The 24,981-nt window shown below is 57.5% G+C and carries 21 protein-coding genes; 14 read left to right on the top strand and 7 right to left on the bottom strand.

Features of this window, described 5'->3' with window-relative positions:
• Nucleotides 1–75: 75 nt before the first annotated feature.
• The 6 genes from NB063_RS24420 to NB063_RS24445 all read left to right on the top strand — a co-directional run bounded on the left by NB063_RS24420 (nucleotide 76) and on the right by NB063_RS24445 (nucleotide 8,858).
• Nucleotides 76–1,479: a DUF4912 domain-containing protein gene (locus tag NB063_RS24420; protein WP_250931643.1), complete on the top strand. Its 1,404-nt coding sequence runs from the start codon at nucleotides 76–78 to the stop codon at nucleotides 1,477–1,479.
• 222 nt (nucleotides 1,480–1,701) lie between these two features.
• Nucleotides 1,702–2,046 carry a hypothetical protein gene (locus NB063_RS24425; RefSeq protein WP_250931644.1) on the top strand — a complete coding sequence of 115 codons (345 nt, stop codon included), beginning with the start codon at nucleotides 1,702–1,704 and terminating at the stop codon, nucleotides 2,044–2,046.
• A gap of 9 nt (nucleotides 2,047–2,055) precedes the next feature.
• Nucleotides 2,056–2,481, top strand: a complete 426-nt coding sequence (locus tag NB063_RS24430; RefSeq protein ID WP_322975294.1) for a ThuA domain-containing protein — start codon at nucleotides 2,056–2,058, stop codon at nucleotides 2,479–2,481.
• Nucleotides 2,482–2,549: 68 nt separating this feature from the next.
• On the top strand, nucleotides 2,550–3,929 hold the full coding sequence (locus NB063_RS24435; protein WP_250931646.1) for a dihydroorotase: 1,380 nt from the start codon (nucleotides 2,550–2,552) through the stop codon (nucleotides 3,927–3,929).
• Nucleotides 3,930–4,194: 265 nt separating this feature from the next.
• On the top strand, nucleotides 4,195–5,298 hold the full coding sequence (locus tag NB063_RS24440; protein WP_250931647.1) for an efflux RND transporter periplasmic adaptor subunit: 1,104 nt from the start codon (nucleotides 4,195–4,197) through the stop codon (nucleotides 5,296–5,298).
• A gap of 173 nt (nucleotides 5,299–5,471) precedes the next feature.
• Entirely contained in the window at nucleotides 5,472–8,858 is a 3,387-nt protein-coding gene (locus NB063_RS24445; protein WP_250931648.1) for an efflux RND transporter permease subunit, read from the top strand.
• Here NB063_RS24445 and NB063_RS24450 read toward each other — a convergent pair.
• Complete coding sequence (locus NB063_RS24450) at nucleotides 8,851–9,135, bottom strand: thioredoxin family protein (RefSeq protein WP_250931649.1); 285 nt, start codon at nucleotides 9,133–9,135, stop codon at nucleotides 8,851–8,853. The two genes, NB063_RS24445 and NB063_RS24450, sit on opposite strands and share 8 nt — an antisense overlap.
• 103 nt (nucleotides 9,136–9,238) lie before the next feature.
• On the opposite strand from NB063_RS24450, the gene NB063_RS24455 reads away from it, so the two are divergent.
• From NB063_RS24455 to cydB, 4 genes are all read left to right on the top strand, one after another.
• Nucleotides 9,239–9,547 carry a winged helix-turn-helix transcriptional regulator gene (locus NB063_RS24455; protein ID WP_250931650.1) on the top strand — a complete coding sequence of 103 codons (309 nt, stop codon included), beginning with the start codon at nucleotides 9,239–9,241 and terminating at the stop codon, nucleotides 9,545–9,547.
• A gap of 86 nt (nucleotides 9,548–9,633) precedes the next feature.
• A complete protein-coding gene (locus NB063_RS24460) occupies nucleotides 9,634–10,338 on the top strand; it encodes a class I SAM-dependent methyltransferase (protein WP_250931651.1) in 705 nt (234 codons plus the stop codon).
• 45 nt (nucleotides 10,339–10,383) lie between these two features.
• Entirely contained in the window at nucleotides 10,384–11,856 is a 1,473-nt protein-coding gene (locus NB063_RS24465; protein WP_322975292.1) for a cytochrome ubiquinol oxidase subunit I, read from the top strand.
• Complete coding sequence (gene cydB / locus NB063_RS24470; RefSeq protein ID WP_250931653.1) at nucleotides 11,853–12,881, top strand: cytochrome d ubiquinol oxidase subunit II; 1,029 nt, start codon at nucleotides 11,853–11,855, stop codon at nucleotides 12,879–12,881. Before NB063_RS24465 ends, cydB begins: the two co-directional genes overlap by 4 nt.
• Nucleotides 12,882–12,927: 46 nt before the next feature.
• Here the strand turns inward: cydB and NB063_RS24475 are convergent, their stop codons facing one another.
• Nucleotides 12,928–15,279 (bottom strand): serine/threonine protein kinase, encoded by a 2,352-nt coding sequence (locus NB063_RS24475; RefSeq protein ID WP_250931654.1) that lies wholly within the window; start codon nucleotides 15,277–15,279, stop codon nucleotides 12,928–12,930.
• A 186-nt stretch (nucleotides 15,280–15,465) separates the two neighbouring features.
• Between NB063_RS24475 and NB063_RS24480 the strand changes: the two genes are divergently transcribed.
• Nucleotides 15,466–16,191 (top strand): hypothetical protein, encoded by a 726-nt coding sequence (locus NB063_RS24480; protein WP_250931655.1) that lies wholly within the window; start codon nucleotides 15,466–15,468, stop codon nucleotides 16,189–16,191.
• A 65-nt stretch (nucleotides 16,192–16,256) separates the two neighbouring features.
• On the top strand, nucleotides 16,257–17,645 hold the full coding sequence (locus NB063_RS24485; RefSeq protein WP_322975295.1) for an HD domain-containing protein: 1,389 nt from the start codon (nucleotides 16,257–16,259) through the stop codon (nucleotides 17,643–17,645).
• A gap of 64 nt (nucleotides 17,646–17,709) precedes the next feature.
• Here NB063_RS24485 and NB063_RS24490 read toward each other — a convergent pair whose 3' ends face one another.
• Genes NB063_RS24490 through NB063_RS24500 form a run of 3 tightly spaced genes read right to left on the bottom strand, consistent with a single transcriptional unit; the run spans nucleotide 17,710 to nucleotide 20,615 of the window.
• Nucleotides 17,710–18,792, bottom strand: a complete 1,083-nt coding sequence (locus NB063_RS24490) for a DNA polymerase III subunit (RefSeq protein WP_250931657.1) — start codon at nucleotides 18,790–18,792, stop codon at nucleotides 17,710–17,712.
• Between the two features lie 18 nt (nucleotides 18,793–18,810).
• The gene (gene rpiB, locus NB063_RS24495; RefSeq protein ID WP_407652707.1) at nucleotides 18,811–19,326 is read right to left on the bottom strand and encodes a ribose 5-phosphate isomerase B; all 516 of its coding nucleotides are present in this window, start codon (nucleotides 19,324–19,326) and stop codon (nucleotides 18,811–18,813) included.
• 8 nt (nucleotides 19,327–19,334) lie between these two features.
• Complete coding sequence (locus NB063_RS24500; RefSeq protein WP_250931658.1) at nucleotides 19,335–20,615, bottom strand: arsenate reductase/protein-tyrosine-phosphatase family protein; 1,281 nt, start codon at nucleotides 20,613–20,615, stop codon at nucleotides 19,335–19,337.
• 96 nt (nucleotides 20,616–20,711) lie between these two features.
• On the opposite strand from NB063_RS24500, the gene NB063_RS24505 reads away from it, so the two are divergent.
• Nucleotides 20,712–21,716: an NHL repeat-containing protein gene (locus NB063_RS24505; RefSeq protein ID WP_250931659.1), complete on the top strand. Its 1,005-nt coding sequence runs from the start codon at nucleotides 20,712–20,714 to the stop codon at nucleotides 21,714–21,716.
• Between the two features lie 98 nt (nucleotides 21,717–21,814).
• Here NB063_RS24505 and NB063_RS24510 read toward each other — a convergent pair whose 3' ends face one another.
• Nucleotides 21,815–22,810 (bottom strand): DUF502 domain-containing protein, encoded by a 996-nt coding sequence (locus tag NB063_RS24510; RefSeq protein WP_250931667.1) that lies wholly within the window; start codon nucleotides 22,808–22,810, stop codon nucleotides 21,815–21,817.
• 217 nt (nucleotides 22,811–23,027) lie between these two features.
• Nucleotides 23,028–24,020 carry a ComF family protein gene (locus NB063_RS24515; RefSeq protein WP_250931660.1) on the bottom strand — a complete coding sequence of 331 codons (993 nt, stop codon included), beginning with the start codon at nucleotides 24,018–24,020 and terminating at the stop codon, nucleotides 23,028–23,030.
• A 332-nt stretch (nucleotides 24,021–24,352) separates the two neighbouring features.
• Between NB063_RS24515 and NB063_RS24520 the strand changes: the two genes are divergently transcribed.
• Nucleotides 24,353–24,733: a hypothetical protein gene (locus NB063_RS24520; RefSeq protein WP_250931661.1), complete on the top strand. Its 381-nt coding sequence runs from the start codon at nucleotides 24,353–24,355 to the stop codon at nucleotides 24,731–24,733.
• The last annotated feature ends 248 nt before the right edge of the window (nucleotides 24,734–24,981 follow it).

The raw sequence follows: 24,981 nt of genomic DNA on the forward strand, positions 1-24,981 counted from the left end.
TCGGAGTTCTTCCTGCATGACAACTTTTGCACAAGTCCTGAGCTCGGTTTCAGGTCGAACTGACGAGGAATCCCCATGATCACCAACGCAGACCTCAGTTCTCAAACCCGCCGGGAACTTGCCGAACTGGCAAAAAACTACGGTATCGCCGGTTGGCATTCGATGCGGAAGGATGATTTGGTCAGCGAGATCACAAAAATCCAACGCCGACTCCGCCGTCAAGTCAGCGAGAAGAAAGCCACAGCGTCCACCAAGAAGGAAACGGCCGCTAAAACGTCGACCGCCAAGACTTCCACCGCCAAACGACGCAGCGGTGACGTGATCAGTCGGAGTTCGCCCGGATCGACCGCGAAACGGGTGACGCTCAGCAGTTCGGCAAAATCGGAATCCTCCAAGAAGGTGAAGAAGCCGATCATGACCACGACGGCACTCTCAGCGTCATCATCGAGTGGAAGCTCGACGAAGTCGTCAGGTGTCAGCGGCCGGTCCAAGGCTCGCAAACCGGTCTCTCGCAACGACGTTCCTCTGCCAGAGTTGAGCGAACCCAAAGTCTCCGCGAAAACGCTTCGCATCCGCGCCGAAATGCGTCGACGGCGTGAGCTGATGCAAAAACGCAAAGATCTTTCGACCAGCACGTTGGTCGGCGGTGCCGCGGTTACCGACGGCGCCGAACGCCATCGCAGCACCACGCCGCACCGTGATCGGATCGTGTTGCTCGTTCGTGATTCGTTCTGGTTACAGGCCAGTTGGGAAATCACGCAAAGCAGCGTGCAACGTGCCCAATCGGCGTTGGCCGAACGATGGCATTCTGCAGTTCCGACCGTCCGGCTGCTAAGCGTCGGCGACGTTTCGAGCAACCGAGCCGAAACCGTCAGCCGCGATATCCCTGTGCACGGTGGCGTGAGCACGTGGTATATCGACGTGCAAGACCCGCCGTCCCGCTACCGGGTCGCGATCGGGTATCTCACCGAAAGCGGTGAATTCCATTGCCTCTGTCGTAGCAATGTCGTTGAAACACCGGTTCCCGGTGACTGCGAGCGACTCGATGAACACTGGCAAGACATCGCGGAAGACTACGAGCGAATCTACGCTCTCAGTGGTGGACTGGAATCGGGTAGTGGCGAGTTACGCGAAGCGTTCGAAGGCCGGCTGCAACGTCGGATGCCCTATCCTGCTGACTCGGGTAGCATGACGGGCGATCCCTCGTTGCTACGTCAGTCGAAACTGCGTCTGGATGTCGAAGCCGAATTGATTGTGTACGGGAAATCGGATCCGACTGCCTCGGTGATGGTTTCCGGGCACCCGGTGAAACTGCAGAAGGATGGTGCGTTCACGGTGAGACTCGAATTCCCTGACAAACGCCAAGTTCTGCCGATCACGGCTGAGACTCGTGATGGATTGCGGCAACGCACCACCGTGATTGCGGTCGAACGCAATACCAAGGTGATGGACACCGTTGAGCTGCAAGAGAACAACTAGCGAACCAACAGGCTCCCTTTTGAATCCGCTAAAACCGAAGTCTTTTCAAGACTTCGGTTTTTCTTTTGTCGGTATCGTCCTGTCGCGGGGAGGGAAATCTCTCACTGATCGGCAAGCCAGCGGATCTGTGCGATAATATCGCGATACCGCCGCTGGCGAGCGAACCCGAGTTCGGTAAGCCGCGTGCATCCCACCTCCTATGCCCAAAGGCCCCTCCGCACCATGAAGTTTCCCGCCAATTCCCTCGCCCATCTGACGCTCGCATTCGCCATCTCACTTTCGGCTGTGTCAGGCACGGTTGACGCCGATGAGTCAGCGGCTTCACCAAGCAAGCCGCTGAACGTGCTTTTGATCACGAGTGGGTGCTGTCACGATTATGATTTTCAATCCAAGTCACTTCAGTTGGCTGCCGAGAAGGCTGGCGTGAAAGCGGCGTGGACGGTTGTCTCTCAAGGCGGCAAGGGAACCCACGCCGAGATCGATTTCTACGACAACGCCGATTGGGCCAAAGGCTTTGATGTCGTGGTCCACAATGAGTGTTTTGCCGCGACCACGTCGCCGGAGTAAATCCGCAAGATCACAACCGCCCACCACGCGGGAGTGCCCGCCGTCGTGATTCACTGTGCCATGCACACTTATCGCGACGCAAAAATCGATGATTGGCGAGAGTTTCTCGGCGTGACCAGTCGCCGCCATGAGCATCAGGCTCATTACGGTGTCGAAGTAGTCGCCGCGGATCATCCGGTCATGCGTGAATTCCCCGAGCCGTATGCGACTCCGATGGACGAGCTGTACGTGATCGAAAAAGTGTGGCCGAACACGACGGTGCTCGCCAAATCAAAGAGCCAGGTGACCGATAAATGGCACCCCGTCGTTTGGACGAACCGGTACGGCGATGCACGCGTGTTTGGCACGACTTACGGTCATTCACGAGAAACGTTTGAGGATGAGACGTATCTCGCGATGCTCGTTCGCGGCATGGTTTGGGCAGCCGGTCAGTAGCTCAATTGATCGGTTGCGGGGACTTCGGCTAGGCTAGGCGGTTTTCTCAATCGTCGGAAAGCCAAGCCATGCCCCGCACCCTGATTCGAAACGCTTCTATTGTCTTGCCCGGGGACGGGCTGCGGTCCGCCTCCGGCGAAATTCGCACCGGAAACGTGCTTGTCGGCGATGGGCAAATTCTCGACATCGACGCGTCGGATTCGGCGGCCTGCGATGAAGTGATTGATGCGACGGGATTGCATCTCCTACCCGGCGTGATCGACGATCAGGTTCACTTTCGCGAACCCGGGCTGACCCACAAGGAAGATCTCGCAACGGCTAGTCACGCGTGCGCCGCAGGTGGCGTGACTTCGTTTCTGGAGATGCCTAACACCAAACCTCCCGCGATCACGATCGAGGGAGTTCGTGACAAAGAACGGCTCGCGTCGGAAAAGTCGCTGGTCAATTTTGGGTTCTACATCGGTGCGACGCCTGACAACGCGGACGAACTTGCCCGAGCGACCGAAGTTCCAGGGATCAAGATTTTTATAGGCAGCAGTACGGGCAATCTGTTGGTTGACGAACAGGAGGCCCTGGAGCGGATCTTTGCCGAAACCACGCTCCCGATCTGTTCGCATTGCGAAGACGAATCGACCGTTCGTGCCAATACCGAAAAGTTTAAGGGCACCACCGACATTGCCGATCACTCGCGTATCCGTGATGAGCAGGCAGCCATGATCGCAACCGCTCGTGCTACTGACCTGGCACGGCGACACCGTCACCGGTTCCACGTGCTGCATGTCTCAACAGCGGCTGAGCTCGTTTATCTGAAAGATCCGTCGCCCTACCTCACCGCGGAAGTTTGTCCGCACCACCTATTCTTTAACGTCGATGACTATCCGCGACTGGGTAGTCGGATTCAGATGAACCCGTCGATCAAGACGGCGGCCGATAACGCGGGTTTGTGGCAGGCGCTGCTCGACGACGTGATCCAAGTGATCGCGACGGATCACGCGCCGCATACACTCGAGGAAAAGTCACAGCCGTACCCAAGCAGTCCTTCGGGTTTACCGGCGGTCGAAAACTCGCTGGCGTTAATGCTCAATCAAGTTCAGTTGGGCAAAGTCGGCGTGCAGCAGATCGCACACTGGATGAGCGACGCGCCGGCGCGGGTTTGGGGGATGACCGCCAAGGGCCGGATCGCTGAAGGCTATGATGCCGATCTCGTATTAGTTGACCTCCAGGAGTCGCGAACGATTCAGGATCAAGCTCAACACACCAAGAACCGTTGGAGTCCTTGGCACGGCGAGACCTTGACCGGGTGGCCCGTTAGGACGTTCGTCAACGGTCGTCAGGTATGGTCGTCGGAAGCCGGGTTCGACGAAACGGCCAGAGGCACCAAGCCGACGTTTGATCATAGCCGTGGAGGTTATTGGGCCACGGCGGGCGGCATCGGCCCGCGACAATAACTCGGCTCACGTCTCGCGATTCTGATCAAATATCCGCCACGACCGCCGAATTAGTTAAGTTGACATATCGTGAAGTGACGATATAATCCGCCAGGTCGTGTAGGGACCAGGTGGCTGGGCCAAGTTCGCGTGGTGAGAAGGTGTGTTTGTTTGAAAGCACACTTCCGATTGAAAAAAACGCGGGGCCTCACCGGTTTTTTTTGCGATGAAATATCGGCGACCCGCGACATAACGACGCATCGATTTATGATCAGGCAACCATCCGATGAAAACTGACGCCCTCAAGATTTGGCTCCGGCACTCCGTTCGGTTGCTCTCCGTCATCGGTGCGATGGTCGCCCTGGTCGCGACGATCGCTTGGCTGTCAGGCATGTTCGAGGAGAAAATCGAACCCGGTTGGACGCAGGCGACCGGTACTGAGTTGACCGATCAGCCGACGGATGTCGTGCACGAGGTCGAAAAGTCGTACGTCGAAGAGGCCGTGGGAACGCTCAAAGCGTCCAGCCGCATGATCGTCAGTTCGAAATTATTGGCGACGATCGACGAAGTCACCGTGGCGGCCGGTGATGAGGTCGAGAAAGGACAATTGTTGGTGCGGCTCGATGATAAGGAATATCAAAGTCGCTTGGCGCAGGCGAACCGAGCTCTGGAAGCAGCCACCGCGAATGCAGAACAGGCCGAAAAACAGTTCGCGCGGATGCAAACGTTGATCCAACAGAATGCCGCATCGCGTTCGGATTTCGATAACGCGAGTCGAGATTTGCAGGTGACGATCGCGGACGAATCCCGAGCGAGACAAGCGATGCGAGAAGCCGAAGTGATGTTGTCTTACACCACCATCACATCCGCCAAGAATGGCCGCATCGTTGATCGCACTGCCGAACCGGGAGACATCGTTCAGCCGGGGCAACCGATCTTGACGCTCTACGATGCCAGTTCGCTGCGTCTCGAAGCTCCCGTGATGGAACATCTCGCCGTCAAGCTTCACGCCGGAGATGAATTGCAGGTACGAGTCGATGCGCTCGATCGAACGTTTGCTGCCGTGGTCGACGAGATCGTGCCGCAAGCGGACGCGCCGAGCCGATCGTTCTTGGTTAAAGCCAGCCTGCCAAAATCCGAAGACTTATACGAGGGCATGTTCGGCCGATTGTTGATCCCAGCTGGCGAGCGACGGCATCTGTGTTTGGATTCCGACGCGGTCGTGCGGATCGGACAACTCGAATTTGTCGACGTCGTCTTGCCGGACGGCAACATCGAACGGCGTTTGATCAACAGCGGACAACTGGGGATGCCAGGCCGACAAGAGGTGCTCAGCGGCGTGGATGTCGGCGAGCGTGTGGTGCTCCACTCACGATCGAATGAGGATTGAGTTTTATATTCAAGGGGAGTCGTGCAAAACGCGAACTTGGATGGCCAGCCTGTTTCCAACGACTGACCCGTTCAAAAGAGGAATCTGCCAGTCTGATTGTTTAAGTTCATCATGAGTGTCATACGACTGACACGCCTCGATCGATAATCCGTTGCACCCAAGTGTCTGTACCGATGGAAAACCAAGACCAATCCCCGATATTGACTCGCATCGTCGAGATCTTCTTGCGCGGCGATGTGGCAATCATGTTGATCGTGGTATCGCTGATGTTGGGAGCAGCGTCGTTGGTATTGACTCCCCGTGAAGAGGAGCCGCAGATTGTTGTCCCGATGGCGGACGTGATGGTCAATGCACCGGGACTATCGGCCTCCGAGGTGGAGCGTCAAGTTACCGATCGGATCGAAAAACTCCTGTATCAAATCGACGGCGTGGAGTACGTCTATTCGATGTCGCGTCCAGGTGCGAGCATCGTCACCGTGCGGTTTTATGTCGGTGAGGACCGCGAAGATTCGTTGGTCAAACTGTACAACAAAATTGATTCCTCGATCGATTTGATTCCACCGACGGTGGAGTCTTGGGTGGTCAAGCCGATCGAAGTCGATGACGTTCCGATTGTGATTGCGACATTGTGGTCAGAGCAAACGGAACGATACGGCGATCATGAACTGCGTCGCATCGCAGAAGAACTCCAGCACAAGTTGCAATCGATTCCAAACACGAATCGCGTGGAAGTGATCGGGGGACGGCCCCGCCGGATCAACGTGCGGTTGGACGCGCAGCGGATGGCGGCACATCAAACGTCGCCATTGCAAGTCGCCAACGCGTTGCAATTAAGCAACGTCACACGACGCAACGGAAACTTTTCACAACAGAACGAATCATTTAATGTTGAAACGGGCACCTTCATTCGAGGCGTGGATGATCTGCGGGAAATCGTTGTTGGCGTTAATGGCAACCGACCCGTTTATCTCAAAAATATCGCCTCCGTGATCGATGGGCCGGCTGAAGCGGAGAGTTACAGTTGGATCGGTTTCGGCCCGGCGGATCGTGCCGTTGAGAGCAACGGAGGCGGCGGCGAACCGTCCGCTGGACCGGTCGATTCGGACGGTGTGAATTCGATCGCCGAGACTTTTCCGGCGGTAAACATCTCCGTCGCCAAACGCAAAGGCACCAACGCGGTACACGTTGCCGAAGCGGTGGATGCCAAGATGAGCCAACTCGCCGCAACACACTTGCCCGACGGAGTGCAGTACCGGATCACGCGAGATTATGGCGAAACCGCCAACGACAAGGTGAACGAGTTGGTCGAGGGGTTAGTCGTCGCGGTCTTAACCGTGATCGGGTTGATCGGTTTGACGATGGGATGGCGTCCGGCACTCGTTATCGCACTAGCCATTCCTGTTTGCTATAGCCTGACCCTGTTCATCAACCTGATGGTCGGCTATTCCATTAATCGCGTCACGATGTTTGCGTTAATCTTGTCATTGGGATTGCTCGTCGACGATCCGATTACCGATGTGGAGAACATCGCCCGATATTTTGCGATGAAAATCTTGCCGCCGCGCGCGTCTGTTTTGCGAGCGGTGCAGGAAGTTCGCCCAGCGTTGTTGTTGTCGACGCTCGCGATCATTGCGAGTTTTCTGCCGTTGGCGTTCATCACGGGGATGATGGGGCCGTACATGGGACCGATGGCATTGAACGTTCCATTGACCGTGACGATATCGACATTGGTCGCATTTGTGATCACACCTTGGTTGGCGATGGTTTCATTGAAGCAGATGAATGACGCCCATTCGGAGGAGAGCGGATACGACGTTACCAAGACCCCGCTTTATCGGTTGTCACGCTTCGTGTTGTCGCCGATCCTTAAAGGACGCGCAATGGCGTGGGGTGTGTTGTTGGCGGTCGGTGTGATGTTGGCAGCCGCGATGATCTTGCCGGTGCTTCGCATGGTGCCAGTCAAGATGCTGCCGTATGACAATAAGAACGAATTCCAAATCGTTATCGACATGCCCGAGAACACCACGCTCGAACGCACCGACGCGGTCGCTCGACGGTTGGGGACTTATATCGGTGGATTGTCCGAGGTGCGTGATTACGAAGTTTTCGTGGGTCTCAGTTCGCCGATCGATTTTAACGGACTCGTGCGTCATTATTTCTTGCGAGAAGGCAACAACGTCGCGGACATCCGCGTCAATTTGGTCGACAAGGATCACCGCGTGCAGCAATCACACGAGCTGATCTTGCGGATTCGTAATGATGTCACGCGGCTGGCGGAGTCGATGGGTGCGAACGTGAAGCTGGTGGAAGTCCCTCCCGGACCACCGGTGTTGTCGTCGATTACGGCCGAGGTTTATGGGCCACCTGAGGATGACTATGCCGATCAGATTGCGTTGGCACGCCGTGTGGAACAACGCATGGCCCTTGAACCGGGGTTGGTCGATCTCGATGTCAGTGCCGAAGACGATCAGGTGCGATATGTGTTCGAAACTGACAAGCCCAAAGCGGCCTTGTCAGGGATCTCGACGCAAACAATCGCCGATACCGTCGCCGCTGTCTTGAGTGGGACGCGGGCGACGGTGCTGCACCTGCCCGATGAAGTCGAACCGTTGTGGATCGAGTTGAGGCTACCGCGGGAAAGCCGCTCGGCGCTCGATGATTTGGAAGAGGTGTATGTCAAGGGTGATGGAGGGCAAGTCGTTCAGCTCGGTTCGCTCGGCAAGTTTCGCTCGGCGGTCGAAGACAAAACCATCTATCACAAGAATCTGAAGCGTGTCGTCTACGTCTATGCGGAAGTCGCCGGTCGCCCACCCGCCGATGCGATTATGGATATGGAATTTGACCGCATCGATGGCACCGCCGGAGCCGTGTCGGTCGGAAACAGCGAGGCAGTCATCCCGTTGGATGAGCGTTCGTGGTTGTCGATGGGAGGCGGTGTGCCGTGGGTCGTGCCCGACGGGTATTCCGTTGTTTGGTCCGGCGAAGGTGAATGGGATATCACTTTGGACGTGTTCCGCGATCTCGGCATGGCGTTTGGGGCGGCACTCTTAGGCATCTTTGTGATTTTGATGTTTCAAACCGGCTCGCGCATTTTGCCTGTGTTGATCATGCTCGCGATCCCGCTAACGATGATCGGCATCATGCCCGGATTTTGGTTGTTGAACGTGCTCACGGATAGGCCGATTGGTGGGCATCCCAACCCGGTGTTCTTTACCGCGACGGCGATGATCGGGATGATCGCGCTGGCTGGGATCGTGGTTCGCAACTCGGTTGTTTTGATCGACTTTATTCACCTAGCCCAAGCCGAAGGTCACGACCTGCGAGAGTGCATCATTCGTTCGGTTGCGGTGCGCACGCGACCGATTTTGTTGACCGCGGGAACGACGCTGCTCGCGAACTGGGTGATCACACTGGATCCTGTCTTTTCGGGCCTAGCATGGGCAATCATTTTCGGAATCCTGACGTCTACCGGATTCACGCTTGTGGTCATCCCAGCAGCCTATTGGCTGCTGTATCAAGGAAAGGAAGATTCTGCAGAGAGCGCAGCTTCCATCACTTAATCGCGGTCAAGTCCGCGCCGTGATTGATATGGAAGACGGCGTCGTTGAGCACGAGCGCGGGAACGGACACAACGCCGAGTTGTTCTGCCTCACGAATGCGTTCTTTGGCTTGGCCGAGATGAATGACTTCGACGTCAAACCGTGTGGGATCGAGCGAGGCTGCGACAGATTGCTCCGCGCTGATGCAGACTGGGCAGCCTGCATGATAGAATCGAGCTTTCGTTTTCATGATCGTCTCCATTGCGAGTGCATTACGTCGACCGTTGGCGGCTGACATGGGTATACCCCAAATCTAGACGCGAAAACGAAGCGATCTAGCAGGTACTTTTGGGTGCCCTACTTACCTATTGGTAACAATTTGGAAATGCGGGAGAAAATGTTTGAGTGAATCTTCGCAATCGACCGATGTCGCCACGATTCTTCAGAACGTGTTGGGATGCAAATGGACACTACACATCCTCGCGGAGGTTCGTGATGGTGTGAATCGTCCCGGTGAATTGGTGCGATCGGCAGAAGGCTTAACCACGAAAGTGCTCAACGAACGGTTGGTCAAACTCGTTCGATTTGGCATCCTGCAAAAGACAAGTTATCCCGAAGTTCCTCCGCGAGTTGAGTATGAGCTCACGCAATTCGGAAAACGATTCTCAAGACTTCTTGATGAAATAGATCGGCTTCAGAAGGAATGCTGATTATCGAATGGCTGCGTGACGTTGTTTTCCCGCGGGCACGCGTGTGGCGTGTTTGCTGCCCCCTGATTTCAAAATGTCGAGTTGAAATGAAACATTGCATCGTTGTTCTGACGCTACTGTCTGCGTTGTCCGCCGGCTTCGTCGCCGCTCAAGACAAATCACCGAGCGTGGTACCGCCGGGAATAAACGACAACTTCAAAAAACCGGAACTCAACGTCGATGAGTGGATGGCGAAGTTAGAGGTTGAGAGCCGTGAAGTCTACGCCGCCCGCGATGAAGTGATTAAAGCCTGCGAAATCAAGGCTGGCGAACGGATCGCGGACGTTGGGGCGGGGACCGGTTTCTACAGCCGATTGTTCGCACGCAAAACCGGTTGGGACGGATGGGTTTACAGCGTTGATATCGCGCCGAATTTTTTGCAACATATTGCTGCTCGTGCGACGGCTGATGGAATCGAGAACCTGACGACGGTGCTTTGTACTGACGTTTCGGTCCGGTTGCCGCCCGAGTCGGTGGATCTCGTTTTCATCTGTGATACGTATCACCACTTTGAACAGCCGACGGCGTCGCTGGCATCAATTTTTCGAGCCCTCAAGCCAGGTGGGCGGTTGGTGCTGATCGATTTTGAACGCGTTCCGGGGAAGTCACGAGACTTCATTCTCGGGCATGTTCGGGCGGGCAAAGACGTCTTTCGAGATGAAATTGAGTCGGCGGGATTTGAGTTCGCCGATGAAGTGGACGTGAAGGAATTCAAAGAAAACTACATGTTGCGTTTCCGTAAACCTGAATAGTTCCGAAATCGCTACCGATTCTGACTGAGATGAAAGGGACGGGCAATGGATGTTGAGATGCTGAGTCGCCTCCAGTTCGCGGGGACGATCATGTTTCATTATCTGTTCCCGCCGCTGTCCATCGGGCTCGGGCTGCAGTTGTTCCTGTGCGAGTTAGCGTATTTCCGCACTCGCAATCTTGCCTGGGAGGCCGCGGCTCGTTTTTGGACCCGCGTGTTCGCGGTGAATTTTGCGATGGGCGTGGCAACGGGCATCGTGATGGAGTTCGAGTTCGGGACGAACTGGGCGGCGTATTCGCGGTTTGTCGGGGACGTGTTTGGGTCGGCGCTGGCCGCCGAAGGGATCTTTGCGTTCTTTCTAGAGAGCGGATTCTTGGCAGTACTCGTCTTCGGTTGGGATCGGGTGGGGCCGAAGATGCATTTGCTCAGCACGTTAATGGTGTTTTTAGGGTCGGTGTTCAGCGCCGTGTGGATCGTCGTCGCGAACAGTTGGCAGCAGACTCCGGCGGGGTACCACATCGTCTGGCATGATGTGCAGGGCGAAATGATGCCTCGTGCCGAAGTGACTGATTTTTGGGAGATGGTGTTGAACCCGTCTTCGGTCGATCGGTTGACGCACACGCTGATCGGCGCGTTCGTGCTGGGCGCCTTTTTTGTCGCGTCGGTTTGTTCTTACTACCTGCTGAAGAACCGGCATCAAGAAATCGCAAAACGGTGTCTGGCGATCTCGCTGCCGACGGCACTTCTGTTCACGTTTCTTGCGGCGGCGACTGGTCATGACTCGGCACAAAAACTCGTCGAAACGCAACCTGCGAAATTGGCGGCGATGGAAGGTCACTTCCACTCGAGCGATCAGCCGACGGGATTGAACTTGTTCGGATGGCCGGATACCGAAAACGAAACGGTGCGTTTCAACGTCGAGTTACCGTATTTGCTCAGTTTGTTGGTGTACAACGATCCGACCAAGCCGGTGCCCGGGATGGATCAGATTCCCAAGGATGAACGTCCGCCGGTGTGGCTGCCCTTTCAAACGTTTCATTTGATGGTCGCGTTGGGAACGATGATGATCCTGGTCGCCGCCTATGCGTGTTGGTCTTGGTATCGGGGCGCTTATGAACAACGTCGTTGGTTACTATGGGCGATGGTGTTCATGCCGGTCGCGGCGATGACGGCCAATCAAGCCGGTTGGGTCACCGCGGAGGTTGGCCGGCAGCCATGGATCGTTTATCCGTCGGTTCAGAACGGTGTCGAAATGATGGGGCTGCGGACTGCGGACGGACTCAGTGAATCGGTTACCGCGGAACAGGTGCTCAGTTCGATTGTTCTCTTTGGCATCATCTATTCGATGTTGTTCGCGGTTTGGATCTTCGTTCTCAATCACAAGATTCAACACGGACCCGAGTCGCCCGAAGAGCTCGCTGAGTACAAAAAGAAGCTGCACGCGGAATCGATGAGCGAAGCGTTCGGGCATCATGGCACGTCACGCGGTGGCGGAATGATGGAGGATGGAACCCAATGAGTTATGAACTGCTGACGATGATTTGGTTCTTCTTGCTGGGCGTGTTGTTATGCGGCTACGCGATTCTCGATGGATTCGATTTGGGGGTGGGCATCCTGCACCCTTTTCTCGCCAAAGACGATTATGAACGACGTTTGGTGATGAACTCGATTGGTCCGTTGTGGGACGGTAATGAAGTTTGGTTGGTGACGTTTGGCGGTGCCCTATTCGCGGCTTTCCCGGTGGCGTATGCGACCGTGTTTAGCAGTTTTTACACCGCGTTTTATTTGTTACTGACTTGTTTGATCGGTCGTGCGGTTAGTTTGGAATTCCGTTCGAAGGTGAGCAGTCCGTTGTGGCGGCGGATTTGGGATTGGGCATTTTTTCTCTCGTCGATCACGGCAGCCCTTTTGTTGGGTGTTGCGGGTGGGAATGTATTGGCCGGGATGGAGTTGGGGCCGAAATACCGATACGAAGGCAACTTACTAAGCCAGATCTATTGGTACCCGTTGCTGGTCGGCGCGTTAACGGTTTCATTGTTCGCACTCCACGGCGCGATCTATTTGTATTTGAAAACCGAAGACGACTTACAGGCACGCGTTCGCCGGGCGATCACGCCGCTGTTCTTTGTATTCGCGGGCTTGTATCTCATCGTCACGCTGGCGACGTGGTGGCATGTTCCTCATGCGACGGCGAACATTTCCCGGCATCCTTGGTTGTGGATCGTGCCGGTACTCAACGCACTGGCGGTGTTGAATATTCCCCGAGCGATGCACTGGGGACGACCCGGCTACGCGTTCTTTAGTTCGTCGATGGTGATCTTGGCGTTGGCGACTTTATTCAGCGTTGAGATCTTTCCAAATTTCATGCTTTCGACAATCGATCCGGCATATAGCGTGACGCTGGAGAACGCTCGCAGCAGTCGTGACACACTCGAGACGATGCTCATCATCGCGGGGATCGGGTTTCCTTGCGTGCTCAGCTACACGGTGATCATCTACTGGATTTTTCGAGGCAAGGTGAAACTCGATCCGCACAGCTATTGAATATGCCGGGCGGGATTGATGGCGGTGCGATGTCGATTCGACCGTGTTAGGCGACGGTCATGGTTTCAACATCGTTGGGTGTCTTCTCGCTCTCCTCGCTTCCGTTCGGGGATATCCGAGTGTCGTCCTCGCCAATGCGTCGGACGACCCACCACAGTGCAAACGTGACCATCAAAATGGATGCGATCGCAGCGAGTCCTTCGCGGAACAGCGAGCGTCGGAGTTGGCCGACCGGGCCAAGGACTTCGGACAATCGATATTGCACGAGAACGAGCAAATCCGTTGAACGACTGGAATCGTGCAGATGGAGATCGTCCTGTTCGTCGTCAAGGTCCATCCCATCGGAGTCGTCTTGGTTGACGACCGTCTGACTCGGTGCCGCCGGCAGCGATACCGGTTGCATGGCGGCGATCCATTGGCCGGCATAGGATTGACCACAGGGGGCCAAGGCCATCGGATCGCGGTAGTCGACATCACCACCTTCGAGTAATTGATCGATGAGATCCGGTGCGACTTGGAAGCGTTGTTCTGACAAAGTCACGCCATGGCGTTGTTGTTCATCCATCAACGGGTGCTGTAGGACCGTGCCACGTAAAGGACCTTGCCGCGCCTCGACGAGAACGGCGACTTGGCTTCCCGAGCGTCCTTTCGGTCCGGTCTTGTTTTCCCGGAGCAGTTCAAAATCCCCGAGGTTGATCGTGGCGACGAATACCGCATCGACTTGATCGGGCGCCGTATCGGGGTTGAGTCGGACCGGGGTGCTGATGGCGACCTTCCACAAACCGGTCGCGGTGCTTTGAAATGCAGGCGACAGGTGGGTGGTTTGCAACGGAGAGACGCTTCGAATGTCCAATTTGTCGGGGGAATAGTCGCGTTGTCCGTTAAAGTAGGCTCGATAGGCGTAATTCCGGCCTGCGCTGTTTTGTTCACGGGCGACCGGTTTTCCGTATGCAATCGAGAAGATCGTTCCGGCGGAGTCCACCACAAACAACGAGGCGAGTCGTTGCCGGTGGGTGGAGAGGCCTTTCTCAGACGTGTAGATCTGCAAACGTCGATCGAGATAGGAATTGAGTTTTTGGCGGACCGGCGAATCAAGAATGAGATCTCGAGCTTCCGTTTTCGAAAGCGATGCGGTTGGAGTTTCCGATGACGCGACCTCCTGCAAGGCGTCTGCCATGACGGGATCTTCGAGCGTCTCACGCAGCAATTTGATGAATGAGTCGCGTTCGGCTTCGTCTTCGGTGAGATGGAAGTAACGTTCGATTTCGGTTTCGAGCGTTTGCGCGGCGAACTGGGCGGCGAGCTGGTTGCTGCCGAACGCTTCTGTGCGAAGGGCGGTCGTTGCCGCTTCGGTGGCGCGGTTGATGCTGCGGATGGCGAAGACACATGTCGCGATGAGCAACAGGATGGGGCCCACGATACCGAGCAACATCAACGGGCGGCGATGCTGTTGGTCTTCACGGCGTTTGAGGTCGCCGAGCACCTGTTGCATGTTGGCGTATCGTTTTTTGGGATCAACCTGCAGCGTTCGTTCGAGGATACGCCGTAGCGGTCGGTCGATGCCGCGACGCGATAGCGAGTCGACTGCCGACGGCGCCGCTGCAATGGCATCACGATACCGGGCCAACCGTCCCGGCAGTGATCCGGCGGTATCGAGTTGTGATAGCAGTGATTGGTCGCGGTGGGGGGCGTTGCCCGACAACATCCGATACAGCAACGCACCGGCGGCGTAGACATCCCATCGGCTGTCCGGGGTCGAGTTCAAGTCGGCTTGCTCGGGCGCCATGTAAAACAATGTTCCCATTGCCGGCGTTTGATCATGCGACATCCGGCTCTGCCCGAAATCCGCCAACCTCGGTTCGTTGTCAGCGGCGAGCAGAATGTTGGCGGGTTTGATGTCACAGTGCAGCACCCCTTTGCCGTGGCAATGGTTGAGCCCGACGCATATCTTCTGAAACATCTCGACAGCTTCTCCGACGGGCAATCGGCCCCGTCGCAGCAACATGTCTTCGAGTGAACCGCCCTCGACGAGTTCCATGACGTAATAGGGCGGGTCGGCATCCCAGCCGACCTCGAGAACTTGCACGACGTGTCGATTGGCGGAGAGCTGGACGAGGTTTTTGACTTCGCGTGAGAGCAGCGACCAATTCACGCCGCTGCGGTGCAGATAGAACTTCACCGCGACGCCGCGACCGGTATTCAAGTCGCGTCCGATCCAGACTTGGCCAAACGCCCCCGCCCCGAGAAATCGTTCGACGCGGACCCCCGGGACCTCCGCGGGCGGCATGGTGGCCTGCATCGATAGCCGACGCGCCGCCGCCTGGCCGAGCGCACCCTGGTCTTCGGTCTGATCCGGTTCGGGGGACTCGGGATTTTTCGACGGGGAAGGTTCAGTCACCCTGTTGTCACCCTGGGGTAGACGGGGAAATTCGGACGCGGTGGGGATATCATTGGAACATGATAGGCAATGATGCAAGCCCGGCGACGAGCGGCAGCGGTTGGGTTAAACTGAGGCAACGCGAGGGGGTCGGAATTCGGCCCATCGGCACCACCACTTCTCATCTCTTCCGCCCTGCGAGTCGCAATGTCGATTCAAGTCACCTGTCCCCATTGCTACAAACGGTTTCAAGTCAGCGATAAGTTCGCGGGCAAATCGGGGCCATGCCCGGCGTGCAAAAAAACGATTAAGGTTCCTGAAGCCAGTGAACAAGTCGTCATCCATGCACCGGCGGACGATTCACCCAAGGACTCCAAGGGACGCAGCGTTCTGAAGCCGATCACGGCCAAGGATCCCGAGCTGACCAATCGGATGTTGTTCATTGCGATCGGCTGCGTGGTCGGGCTGTTCGCGATCGCACTCGGGTTTCGTTTCTCCGGTGGAACGCCGCTGTGGGCACAAATCCTCGGGGTGATCTTGCTGGCGCCACCGCTAACACGGATCGGATATGGTTTTGTCCATGATCGTGAATTGGCTCCCTACACTGGTATAGAACTTCGCAACCGCGTGCTGATTTGTTCTGCCTTGTTTGCCGCGACGTGGATTATTTATGCGTTTGCTCCGGCGTATGTGTTCGAATTGGATGCGGCGAAAGAAATGTCGTGGACGGTTGCTGGAATCACGTTTTGCGTGATGGTGGTGCTCGGCGCGTTCGCTTCGGTGGCTTGTTTTGAACTCGAATTCGCCAACGGACTGACGCACGCGGGATTTTATTTCGCCGTCGTGATCATCTTGGCACTGGTGGCCGGGGTGACCCTCGCCGGTGTTGCGCCACCTGACCGATTTGCGACGCCGGCGAGCTTAATTCTGTGAGCGGCGCCCTCCCGGAAGTCGTTTCCCTTCGCCGGGGTTCGTCACGTGTTCGCATCCCACCGTCGATGGACGTGCCGATGACGGAGCGGGTTCGGCGGATCGTGGACACCGCACCGATCCGTCATCTCGCGACGATCAGTCAGCTCGGATTGGTGTCGCTGGTTTATCCAGGGGCAACGCACAGCCGTCTGGAGCATACTCTCGGCGTGTATGCCAACGCATTACGTTTGCTCGACCATCTTGGATCGTTGGAGGGGCCAATCAACGAGGTTGCCCAGGAAGCGTTCATTGTCGCCTCGCTCGTGCACGATGCCGGTCATTGGCCCTTCTGCCACCCGATCGAGGATATGGGAGATGCGCTGCGGCGCAGCCGCGACGATCCACAACGGGGAGCGATCAAGCACGAAGACCGTGTTGACGCAATTTTGCGAGGTTCGGACATTGCCGCGTGCCTCGAACGAGATTGGAGTTGCAACGCCGATGACGTGATGTCGATCCTACGTCCCAAAACGATGACGGATCGCTCACAATGTCAGTTGTCGCCGTCCGACGTGTCGTTCTATGCGAGTTGTCTGAGCGGCCCCATTGATATCGACAAACTCGATTATCTCCAACGTGACAGTCTGCACGCGGGGGTCCCCTACGGCCGAAATTTTGATGCCGAGCGAATCGTTTCGTCGTTGTGCGTTCATCCCACCGAGCCGAAGCTCGCGATCGGCGCCAAGGGCCGGACGGCAGCGGAGATGATGGTGTTCGGTCGCTATGTGATGTTCAGCGAAGTGTACTGGCACCACACCGTTCGTGCGGCGACCGCGATGTTGCAGCGGGTGTTATTTTCGTTGCAACATGAAATGGATCCCCGGGCCGATGTCGAACCGCTCGACATTTCGGCGTGGTCTGACCTCTCGGAAGCGGCGTGGATCGATTCACTCAAAAAAGTCTCGCGGGTGGTTTCGCACGCGAGTGGATCCGGCGACGACCTGGGGCCGCAAGCGACGCTGACCGAAGGTTTGTTTGGACCGACGCGGGGGTTGGTCAAACTGGCGGCGGAGTTCAATGTCGAATCGGGCGATGAGGTGCATTCGCTGCTCGCCCGGCGTCCGTATTGGTGGCTGGTAGCGTGTTCGCGACGATTGGCGGTATCGATCAGTCGCGCGATCGGCCGTGAAATTGATCCGACGATGGTGTTGATCGATGCCCCGCCGGTGAAGCTCGAAGTGGACATCAACATCGATGTTGTGGGGAGAGGTGGCGAGGTGATGGCGCTTGGTGATGTGTCGCCGGTTGCCTCGGTGCTCGCTAACCGCCAATTTGATAACCACGTCAAACGGGTGCGGGTGTTTGTGCCCAAAGGGGTGCGTGCTGACCTAAGTCGACGCGATGCGAATTTGCATGCCTCGATCGAAGAGTGGCTGGTCCGGGCGGTGGAGGAAATGGCGGACGAAATCGCATAGCGATGGGTGTCCACTTTTTCGCGAGGCCCTCAAGAGAGCCACCGCATCGCAGCGAATGCTGTTCTTAGCCAATCGCACCGCGGTCGCCGGTCGTGGCGAGGGTGAGGTCAGCGGCATAGCAATCGATCAACGTGCTCAAGTTAGCACTGCGGTCAATTTCACGAAACACACGTAGCGTGCGATCAAGACGATGGGCGCAGTCGTTGTCGAAACGCCCCTGTCGTGCTGACTCACGCAGACTGCTGCGGTAGTGTTGCACCGCGATCGAGCACAGGTCTCGCAGGGCGGCCCGACGCAGCGGTGCTTCTTTCTTGCTGATCTCGTTGAGGTGGTCGTTGATGCAGCGGGCGACGATCACCGGATCGGGAATCGGCGTGTCGAGTTGGGCGAGCAATTTGCCGCGAATCTCGCCGCTCTGGCCGCTCGCCAACCGGGCGGCGACCTGCATGTCTCCGGCGGCTAGCTCGATCGCCTCGTCAAGTGCTGCGTCGCTGAGGGCAGGTGGCGTTTCTCCCTCTTCGGTCATCCGCACCAAATGGCCACGCAACAGTTCACGGCCTTCAGCGCCGACCGGGCTGTTGAATCGCATCGTTTGGCATCGCGAACGGATCGTCGGTAACTGCCGCTGTTCGCTCGTCCCGATCAGGACGATGACGGCATCCGAAGGAGGCTCTTCGAGTGTTTTGAGAAGGCAGTTGGCGCCTTCTTCGTTGAGGAAATCAGCGTCGTGGAGGATCGCGACTTTTCGCTCGCCCTGCATCGGTCGCATATGAACGTCGTGGCAGAACCCTTGCTGCAACCGGGCTTCGACCGGGCCGATGAGAGCCTCCAGTGGAATCAGGGTTCGATCGACGGGTTTGGAAACCTGAATCAGATCGGGGTGAGTCGCCGCGCGGACTTGAGCACAATCGGGACACTGCCCACAGGGGTTCATGTCCGACGAGGAATTGCGTCGGCACAGGATGGTTTGGGCGAGCAGCAACGCCGCAGCGGTTTTGCCGACGCCGGGCGGGCCGACAAAGAGCAGACTGCCGCCGAGTCGCCGTTTGGTGATGGCGGTGGCGATGGCAGTGCGAATGCGTTCGTGGCCGATTAATTCATCCCATGACCGCGGGAACGCGTGGGATTCGATGCGAGGAGATGCCAAGACGGTAGATGCCCCAGCTCAGTTTGCTCGAGAAGTGACGGACGATTTTTGAGCCGGCGTGCAATCCGTCGACTGTTCGGACGTGGTGTTCACGGTGGACTCCAAGCTGCAGATTTTGTCGACGCGAGTGCCGTGTCGTCCGGCTTCGAATTCCGTACGCAACCACATCAGCACGAGGTCATCGATCGGGCGTTCGCCGATCAAGTCCCCCGGAAGGCATAGCACGTTGACATCATTGTGTCGCCGAGAGATCTCAACCATGACTTCGTCATAACACAACGCTGCCCGAACCCCCGGAAACTTATTGGCTGCGATCGACATGCCGATTCCAGTGCCACAGATCAATATCCCACGATCGAGCTCACCGTTGGAGATCCGCCCGGCGACTTTCATTGCGAAATCCGGATAGTCGACCGGTTCCGATGAATCGGTGCCTTCGTTGCTGACGTCGAAGCCAGCGGCGGTCAAAGTTTGCAGCAATCTCGCCTTGATATGCACCCCGCGGTGATCGCTCGCTATACCAACTCTCAAAATAATCCTCCTCAGGAATGGCTCGTGTCGTCCGTGGGTTCGGGCTCATTATGGCCCTCGGGAGGTTCCGTGTCAGATGTTATTGGGAAAAAATCGTCATCTAATGCGTTGAGCCACTTTTCCAGCTCGTCTCGAATTTGGTCGGCGCACTGCTCGTAAATGTCAACGGGCAGGCCCACGGGGTCGCTAACGTCCCCCCCGTCGCGGCGAAGGGTGAAAACACGGTCCTTACGGTCAGGCCAAGCCGCCAGGATGGCGTCCCGGTGTCGCCGAGTCAGGGTCAGAACGAGATCCGCCATCGACATCAACGGATCATCGAGCGGTTGGCTGCAATGCCCCGTCAGATCCAATCCACGACGTCCCATCACCTCGACCGACTGGGGGCTCGCCCCATTGCCGCGTTGGGCCGCCACGCCGGCGGAGAGCACCCTGGCGACGTCTTCACGCCCGAAACGCCGGTGCAGAAGGTCTCGCAAGAGGGTCTCCGCCATCGGGCTGCGACACGTGTTGCCCGTACAGACGATGACAATGACTGGTTTCACAAACTGGTTCATAGCTGCTCGCTGGATCACCCCTTCGCGGAGGATATGCCAATAATTTCCTGACACTCGGACAATTGTTCCCATTCCACCATAACGACTCACCCCGTCATCGAGCAGCACTGGTAACGGATTGTCGCCCACGATTTCGGACAGATGCTGGTTCAATTTCTCCGCCGTCGAAATCGCCGAACCCCCAGCAGGCGAGAACTCACCCCACACCAGAGGCGCCGACAAATAGCGGTGGATGTGGCTGAGCAAACGGTGGTTGGAGACACGAAACGCGATCTCGCTCTGAGAACCGGCATCCTCGGCACCGTCGGCGGCGCTGCCAAAGCGATGGAGGATCGCACGTACCGAATCGGGCAGCATTCCCGCCGCCGAAATATTGGCGTCACAGGACGCGATCAGGGTTAGCGGACCGGGAAAGCATCGCTCGTTCAGGCGGCGAGCCAGACGCGTTTGGGGAACGAGATAATCGGCGGCGGCGTCGCTGCTCCGCAGGCAGAGGGCGACTTGGCCGAGGGTTGTCCCCCCGCTGGTGTTTTTTCCGCCCGCTGACTGCCCAGGAGCCACGCTCGAGGCGTCCACCATCGCGGCGACACGTTCGACGGCTTCGGGGCACAACGAGCTCGCGACGACGCCATAGACCGTTTCGCTGGGGATCCCGATCACCTCGCCTTCCACGAGTGCCTGGACGCTGCGGTGGACGATGTCTCGTGGGTCATCGGTTTGCTGCAGGTCGTAGATCATTCGCGGTTACGAAAAGAGGCAAAAAGTGGGGAAGCTCATTTTTAGTGATGAACTTTTGGACCGGAGCCGTGGCGGATGTGGCCGGTCGGTTATCCTATGTCGATGAGTAAAGCCGATCCAGTATGCGACAAAAGTCCGAACCGACGAAAGTGCTTGGCGATGCTAGCCGCGATGGCGTCGGCTCCGCTGGCGATGCCTCTGAGTGGGTGCGTGGCGACCGGAGGTCCAGGCCGCGTGGATCTCGTGTGGGGGCGACGCGGGCTTAGTGACGGCCGGTTTCTCAAACCCAGGGCGATCACGATCGACCCCGATGACCAGTTGTATATCGTCGACACAACCGGGCGGATCCAAGTCTTCGATGCCGATGGCAACCACCTCCGCACCTGGAAAGTTCCCGATACGGCCAATGGACGCCCCACGGGATTGGCCTTCGATGTGCGGCCCGATAAGCGGGCGGATCCGAGGTTGCTCGTCGCGGACACGCACTACTACCGGATGTTGGTCTTTGATACCGAGGGCGAGTTGCAACACGATCAACAGATCGGAGGCGTCAAAGGATCCGCGGACGGCGAGTTCGCTTTCGTGACCGACGCGGTTTGTGATGCGGAGGGCCAAATCTATATCGGCGAATACGGTGCGTCCGATCGAATTCAGAAATTTTCGAGCGACGGAGAATTCATCGCCTCTTGGGGAGGCACCGGCGAAGAGCCCGGGCGTTTTTTGCGTCCGCAGAGTCTCGTCGTCGAAGGGCAAACGCTCTGGATCGCCGACGCCTGTAATCATCGCATCGTGCGATATGATCTGTCGCATCCGACGCCGCAACTGATCGGGCTCTGGGGCACCGAGGGAACCCTACCCGGGCAACTGCACTATCCCTACGATCTCGCCGTCGATCGAGATGGGACGGTGATCGTTTGCGAGTATGGAAACCAGCGTTTGCAACGGTTTTCCGCCGACGGCGAGTGTCTCGGCGTGTGGGGGTCACCCGGGCATGAGCCGGGGCAGCTGTATCAGCCTTGGGGCGTCGTGATCGACACGCAGCGACGAGTGCATGTCCTCGACAGCAACAACCACCGCGTGCAACGTGTCACCGCGATCTAGCAGCGTGTGCGGGGCGATGGAGCCGCACGCGGCTGACTCGAATACTGCCTGCAAGCAAAGCCGATGCGTTCGAACAAAGCCAGTGCCTGCGAACTAACTCAGCGGGCTGCGACGGAGGTGTTCACCCCGGTCCCGTTCATGATCGCTTTGCTGGGCAGTTCTTTCGTTGGCCCATCCACGCGTTGTTGTGGTGGGACGACGACGCCGCAGCTGACGACAAACTGAATCGCTTCGTCGATCGTCAAGTCGAGGTCGATCGCTTCGCTGCGTCGAACCGTGACGGTGAACCCGGTCATCGGCATCGGGCTGGTCGGCATCAGCACGCTGAGCATCGGTTCGCCAGCCGCTTCGGAGATTTCTCGCATGCTGTTGCCGGTAACAAAACCGAGTGACCAGATGCCTTCGCGCGGATACTGGATCGCCACAACGCGGTTGAATTCGATTTGGCGGTCGTCGAACGCGAAGTCGGTGATCTGTTTCACGCTGCCGTAAACTTTGTTTACGATCGGAATGCGTAAGATCGTCGCGTCGAACGTGCTCAGGAACCATCGTCCGATTCCGCCGGCAAACAACCTGCCGAGGAAATACAGCAGGGAGAGAAAGACGATCAGGAAGACCGGCACGACGACCGAGCGTGGCATGTATCGCAGTTGGACATATCGATCCCAGTACGCTTTTGCCGAATTAGGTGCCACCGCACCCGGGCCAAACGCACCAATCTCATTATCCACTTCTTGGACGACGTATCCGGGCAGGTACCGGCGCCCGGTTGGGTCGGGAACGTAGTAGAGACCTTGGTAGGTAAAGCCGCGTTGGTTGCTGCTGTCTTTGAGTTCGGGGAGCGGGTCGCGTAAAGCACCTTGCGGGACGCTATCTCGGATATCCGCAAGGCTCCAAACGAGGGTGTGACGGATTCCCGACTCGACCGGCGCGAGGACGTAGTTCTCGATCGCGTTCCAGGCCCAGATCAACACCACGATGGTCAACAGCGGTGGCAGAACGACACCGAGCCCACGCAGCACCGCGCGACGTGCACCGCCCATGGCCGTTGGCGGCGCGGCAGCCAACAGAGCCTCTTCCGAGGAATCGGCCATGTGCGATTCGCTATGGGTATTCGGGTTGTGAGGGTTCGTCATGGAGTCAGCCGGGAGGGGGTGGCTCGTGGTGAAAAGTGTTTGACGTCAAACCGGATGGCGGGAAACCCAACCAACCTCAGAATCTCGGCCACCTGGAAAACTGTAGCACGTGATTACAGATGTAAAAGCGATAAGGTCGACAAAGTCGGTCCGGTTCGTTCGAGTTTTCCCATTTTTAGTCTTCTCGCAAGGCCATGGCCACGACCGCGAGCGAGACTTTTCGGGCACCGGCGTCCAGCAAAACGCCCGCGATCTCGTTTGCGGTCGCCCCCGTGGTCATCACGTCGTCGACCAGAACGATTTCTCGGCCCGATATTTTTTCGCCCGCTCCGGCACGAACGCAGAACGCGCCGCTGACATTCTCGCGGCGGGCGTCATCGTCGAGCAACGCCTGTTTGGCGATCTGGCGGCGGGTCCGCAACAAGGTCACGTAGGGCAACCTTAGCCGTGCTGCAGTGTACTGAGCCAACAACCGTGTTCCGCTGCCACCCCGCCGAACCTGACGGATCCAAGGGCTGGGGACACTCGTAACGATCGGGCCGTGAGGGGACCAAATCCCAGCCGAACCGACGCCGGGTCGCCAGAGAAATGCCGGCAGAAATCCGTTCCCATTCGCCGCTTTCGGGCGAGGATTCTGCTCAGTCAGGTCCGGCCAACGCTCGTGGCAGCGGGCCGCCAATCGGATCGCCAGTTCCCGGGCGACGACCGAATTGTGGGGGTATTTGGCCGCCACGACTGCATCACGTGCGGCGTCATGGTACCGATAAAGGGGCGTGATCCGGTCGAATCGGTGCGGGACTTTTCGGGCATGACACTTGGCACACGGCAGACCCTCGCTCGCGGTGTCCTCGTCCTCCGCCTGATCGATTTCGCCGCAATCGTCTGCGTGGGAACCGATTCTCCGCGGGGTCGATCTCGCCGATCGAGCTCCACTGGGCCAGCCACACGTGTCGCACGCCGTCCGCATCATCGGGGACGACTGGATCAGCGACGTTTCACAGGCCAGGCAAAACGTCTCGTACTGCCGATTTGATTTCTGGCGGTCGGCGGGATGGGTTGGTTCGGTTGCTGCGCCGCAGAGCACGCACACCGGCGGGAAGATGAGTGGAGCGACGGACTCCCAAGAGAGCGACAAATACTCAGTCGGTAAAACGCTCCTTGTCTTCAAATTGGACTCCTTCCATCTCCTCGGAATCGAACATGGCTACTCAGCAACGGGCCGCCACGCGGTCTCGGCCGCGAACCTCGAAAATGCTGTGAAACACGGTGTTTCTCAATGACTTTAGCGAGATATCGAGGCTGGTTGCCGAAACATATTTGGAAATTTTCAAAGTTTTTCTAGTAGCCGCGCGAACCTTCTGCTGAAATAGTCTTCTATTGAATCGTCTCACCGACGGCCCTTTTTGGGGGTGGTTTCACGACAGAAGTGAACCCACGTGAGCTGACTTTCCAATTTGTGCTCCAAAACCGCACCGCAAGAAACGGTGCCGGGAGGATCCGATGCGAACTCCAATTTCCAACCTGAATGTCATTCGTGCGACCCGCGTCAGCGGCTTCTTGTGCAATGGTATCTGCGGAATGGCGACACGTATCGTAGTCCTCACCGACAGACTCGCGGATACCGCGTGGCGGACCTTCGCGGTCCACCATGTCGAACGTCGCGAGATGTTTTGGAAGCCTCTGTATGCCAGTGTCGGCAGTCCCTCTGCCGTCATAGGGCACGAGAAACATTCCGCTTTCTCGTGGGAGTCGGACCTAACGTGTCCAACTCAGTCGCGATCTTGGGGGAATCCCCAAGTGATGGAATTCAAAGGTCATTCGGTGTCACGCACCGCGAAACCGGCGAATTCAGCAGGCACGGGTTTCAACCCGGCAGGCTAAAGCCTGACCAACCGAACCCGCGCTCGATGACTCGATCGATTTCATCGGCCCGAACGTGATGGATGCTGCCCTTTTTGCAGCCCCTCGCACAACGTTCTGCCCCTGATTCGGTGCTGGTCAATCACGGCGAATTTCGCACATCACGCCAGGCCAACGAGCCTATTCGGCGCCCCAACATTGCTACCTTTCGGCCCTGTTACCGTTGCCGGTTTCAGAATGCCAGCGAAGGCAGAAATTGGACACCGATG

Source organism: Aporhodopirellula aestuarii (genome assembly GCF_023701485.1).
Taxonomy (GTDB): domain Bacteria; phylum Planctomycetota; class Planctomycetia; order Pirellulales; family Pirellulaceae; genus Rhodopirellula; species Rhodopirellula aestuarii.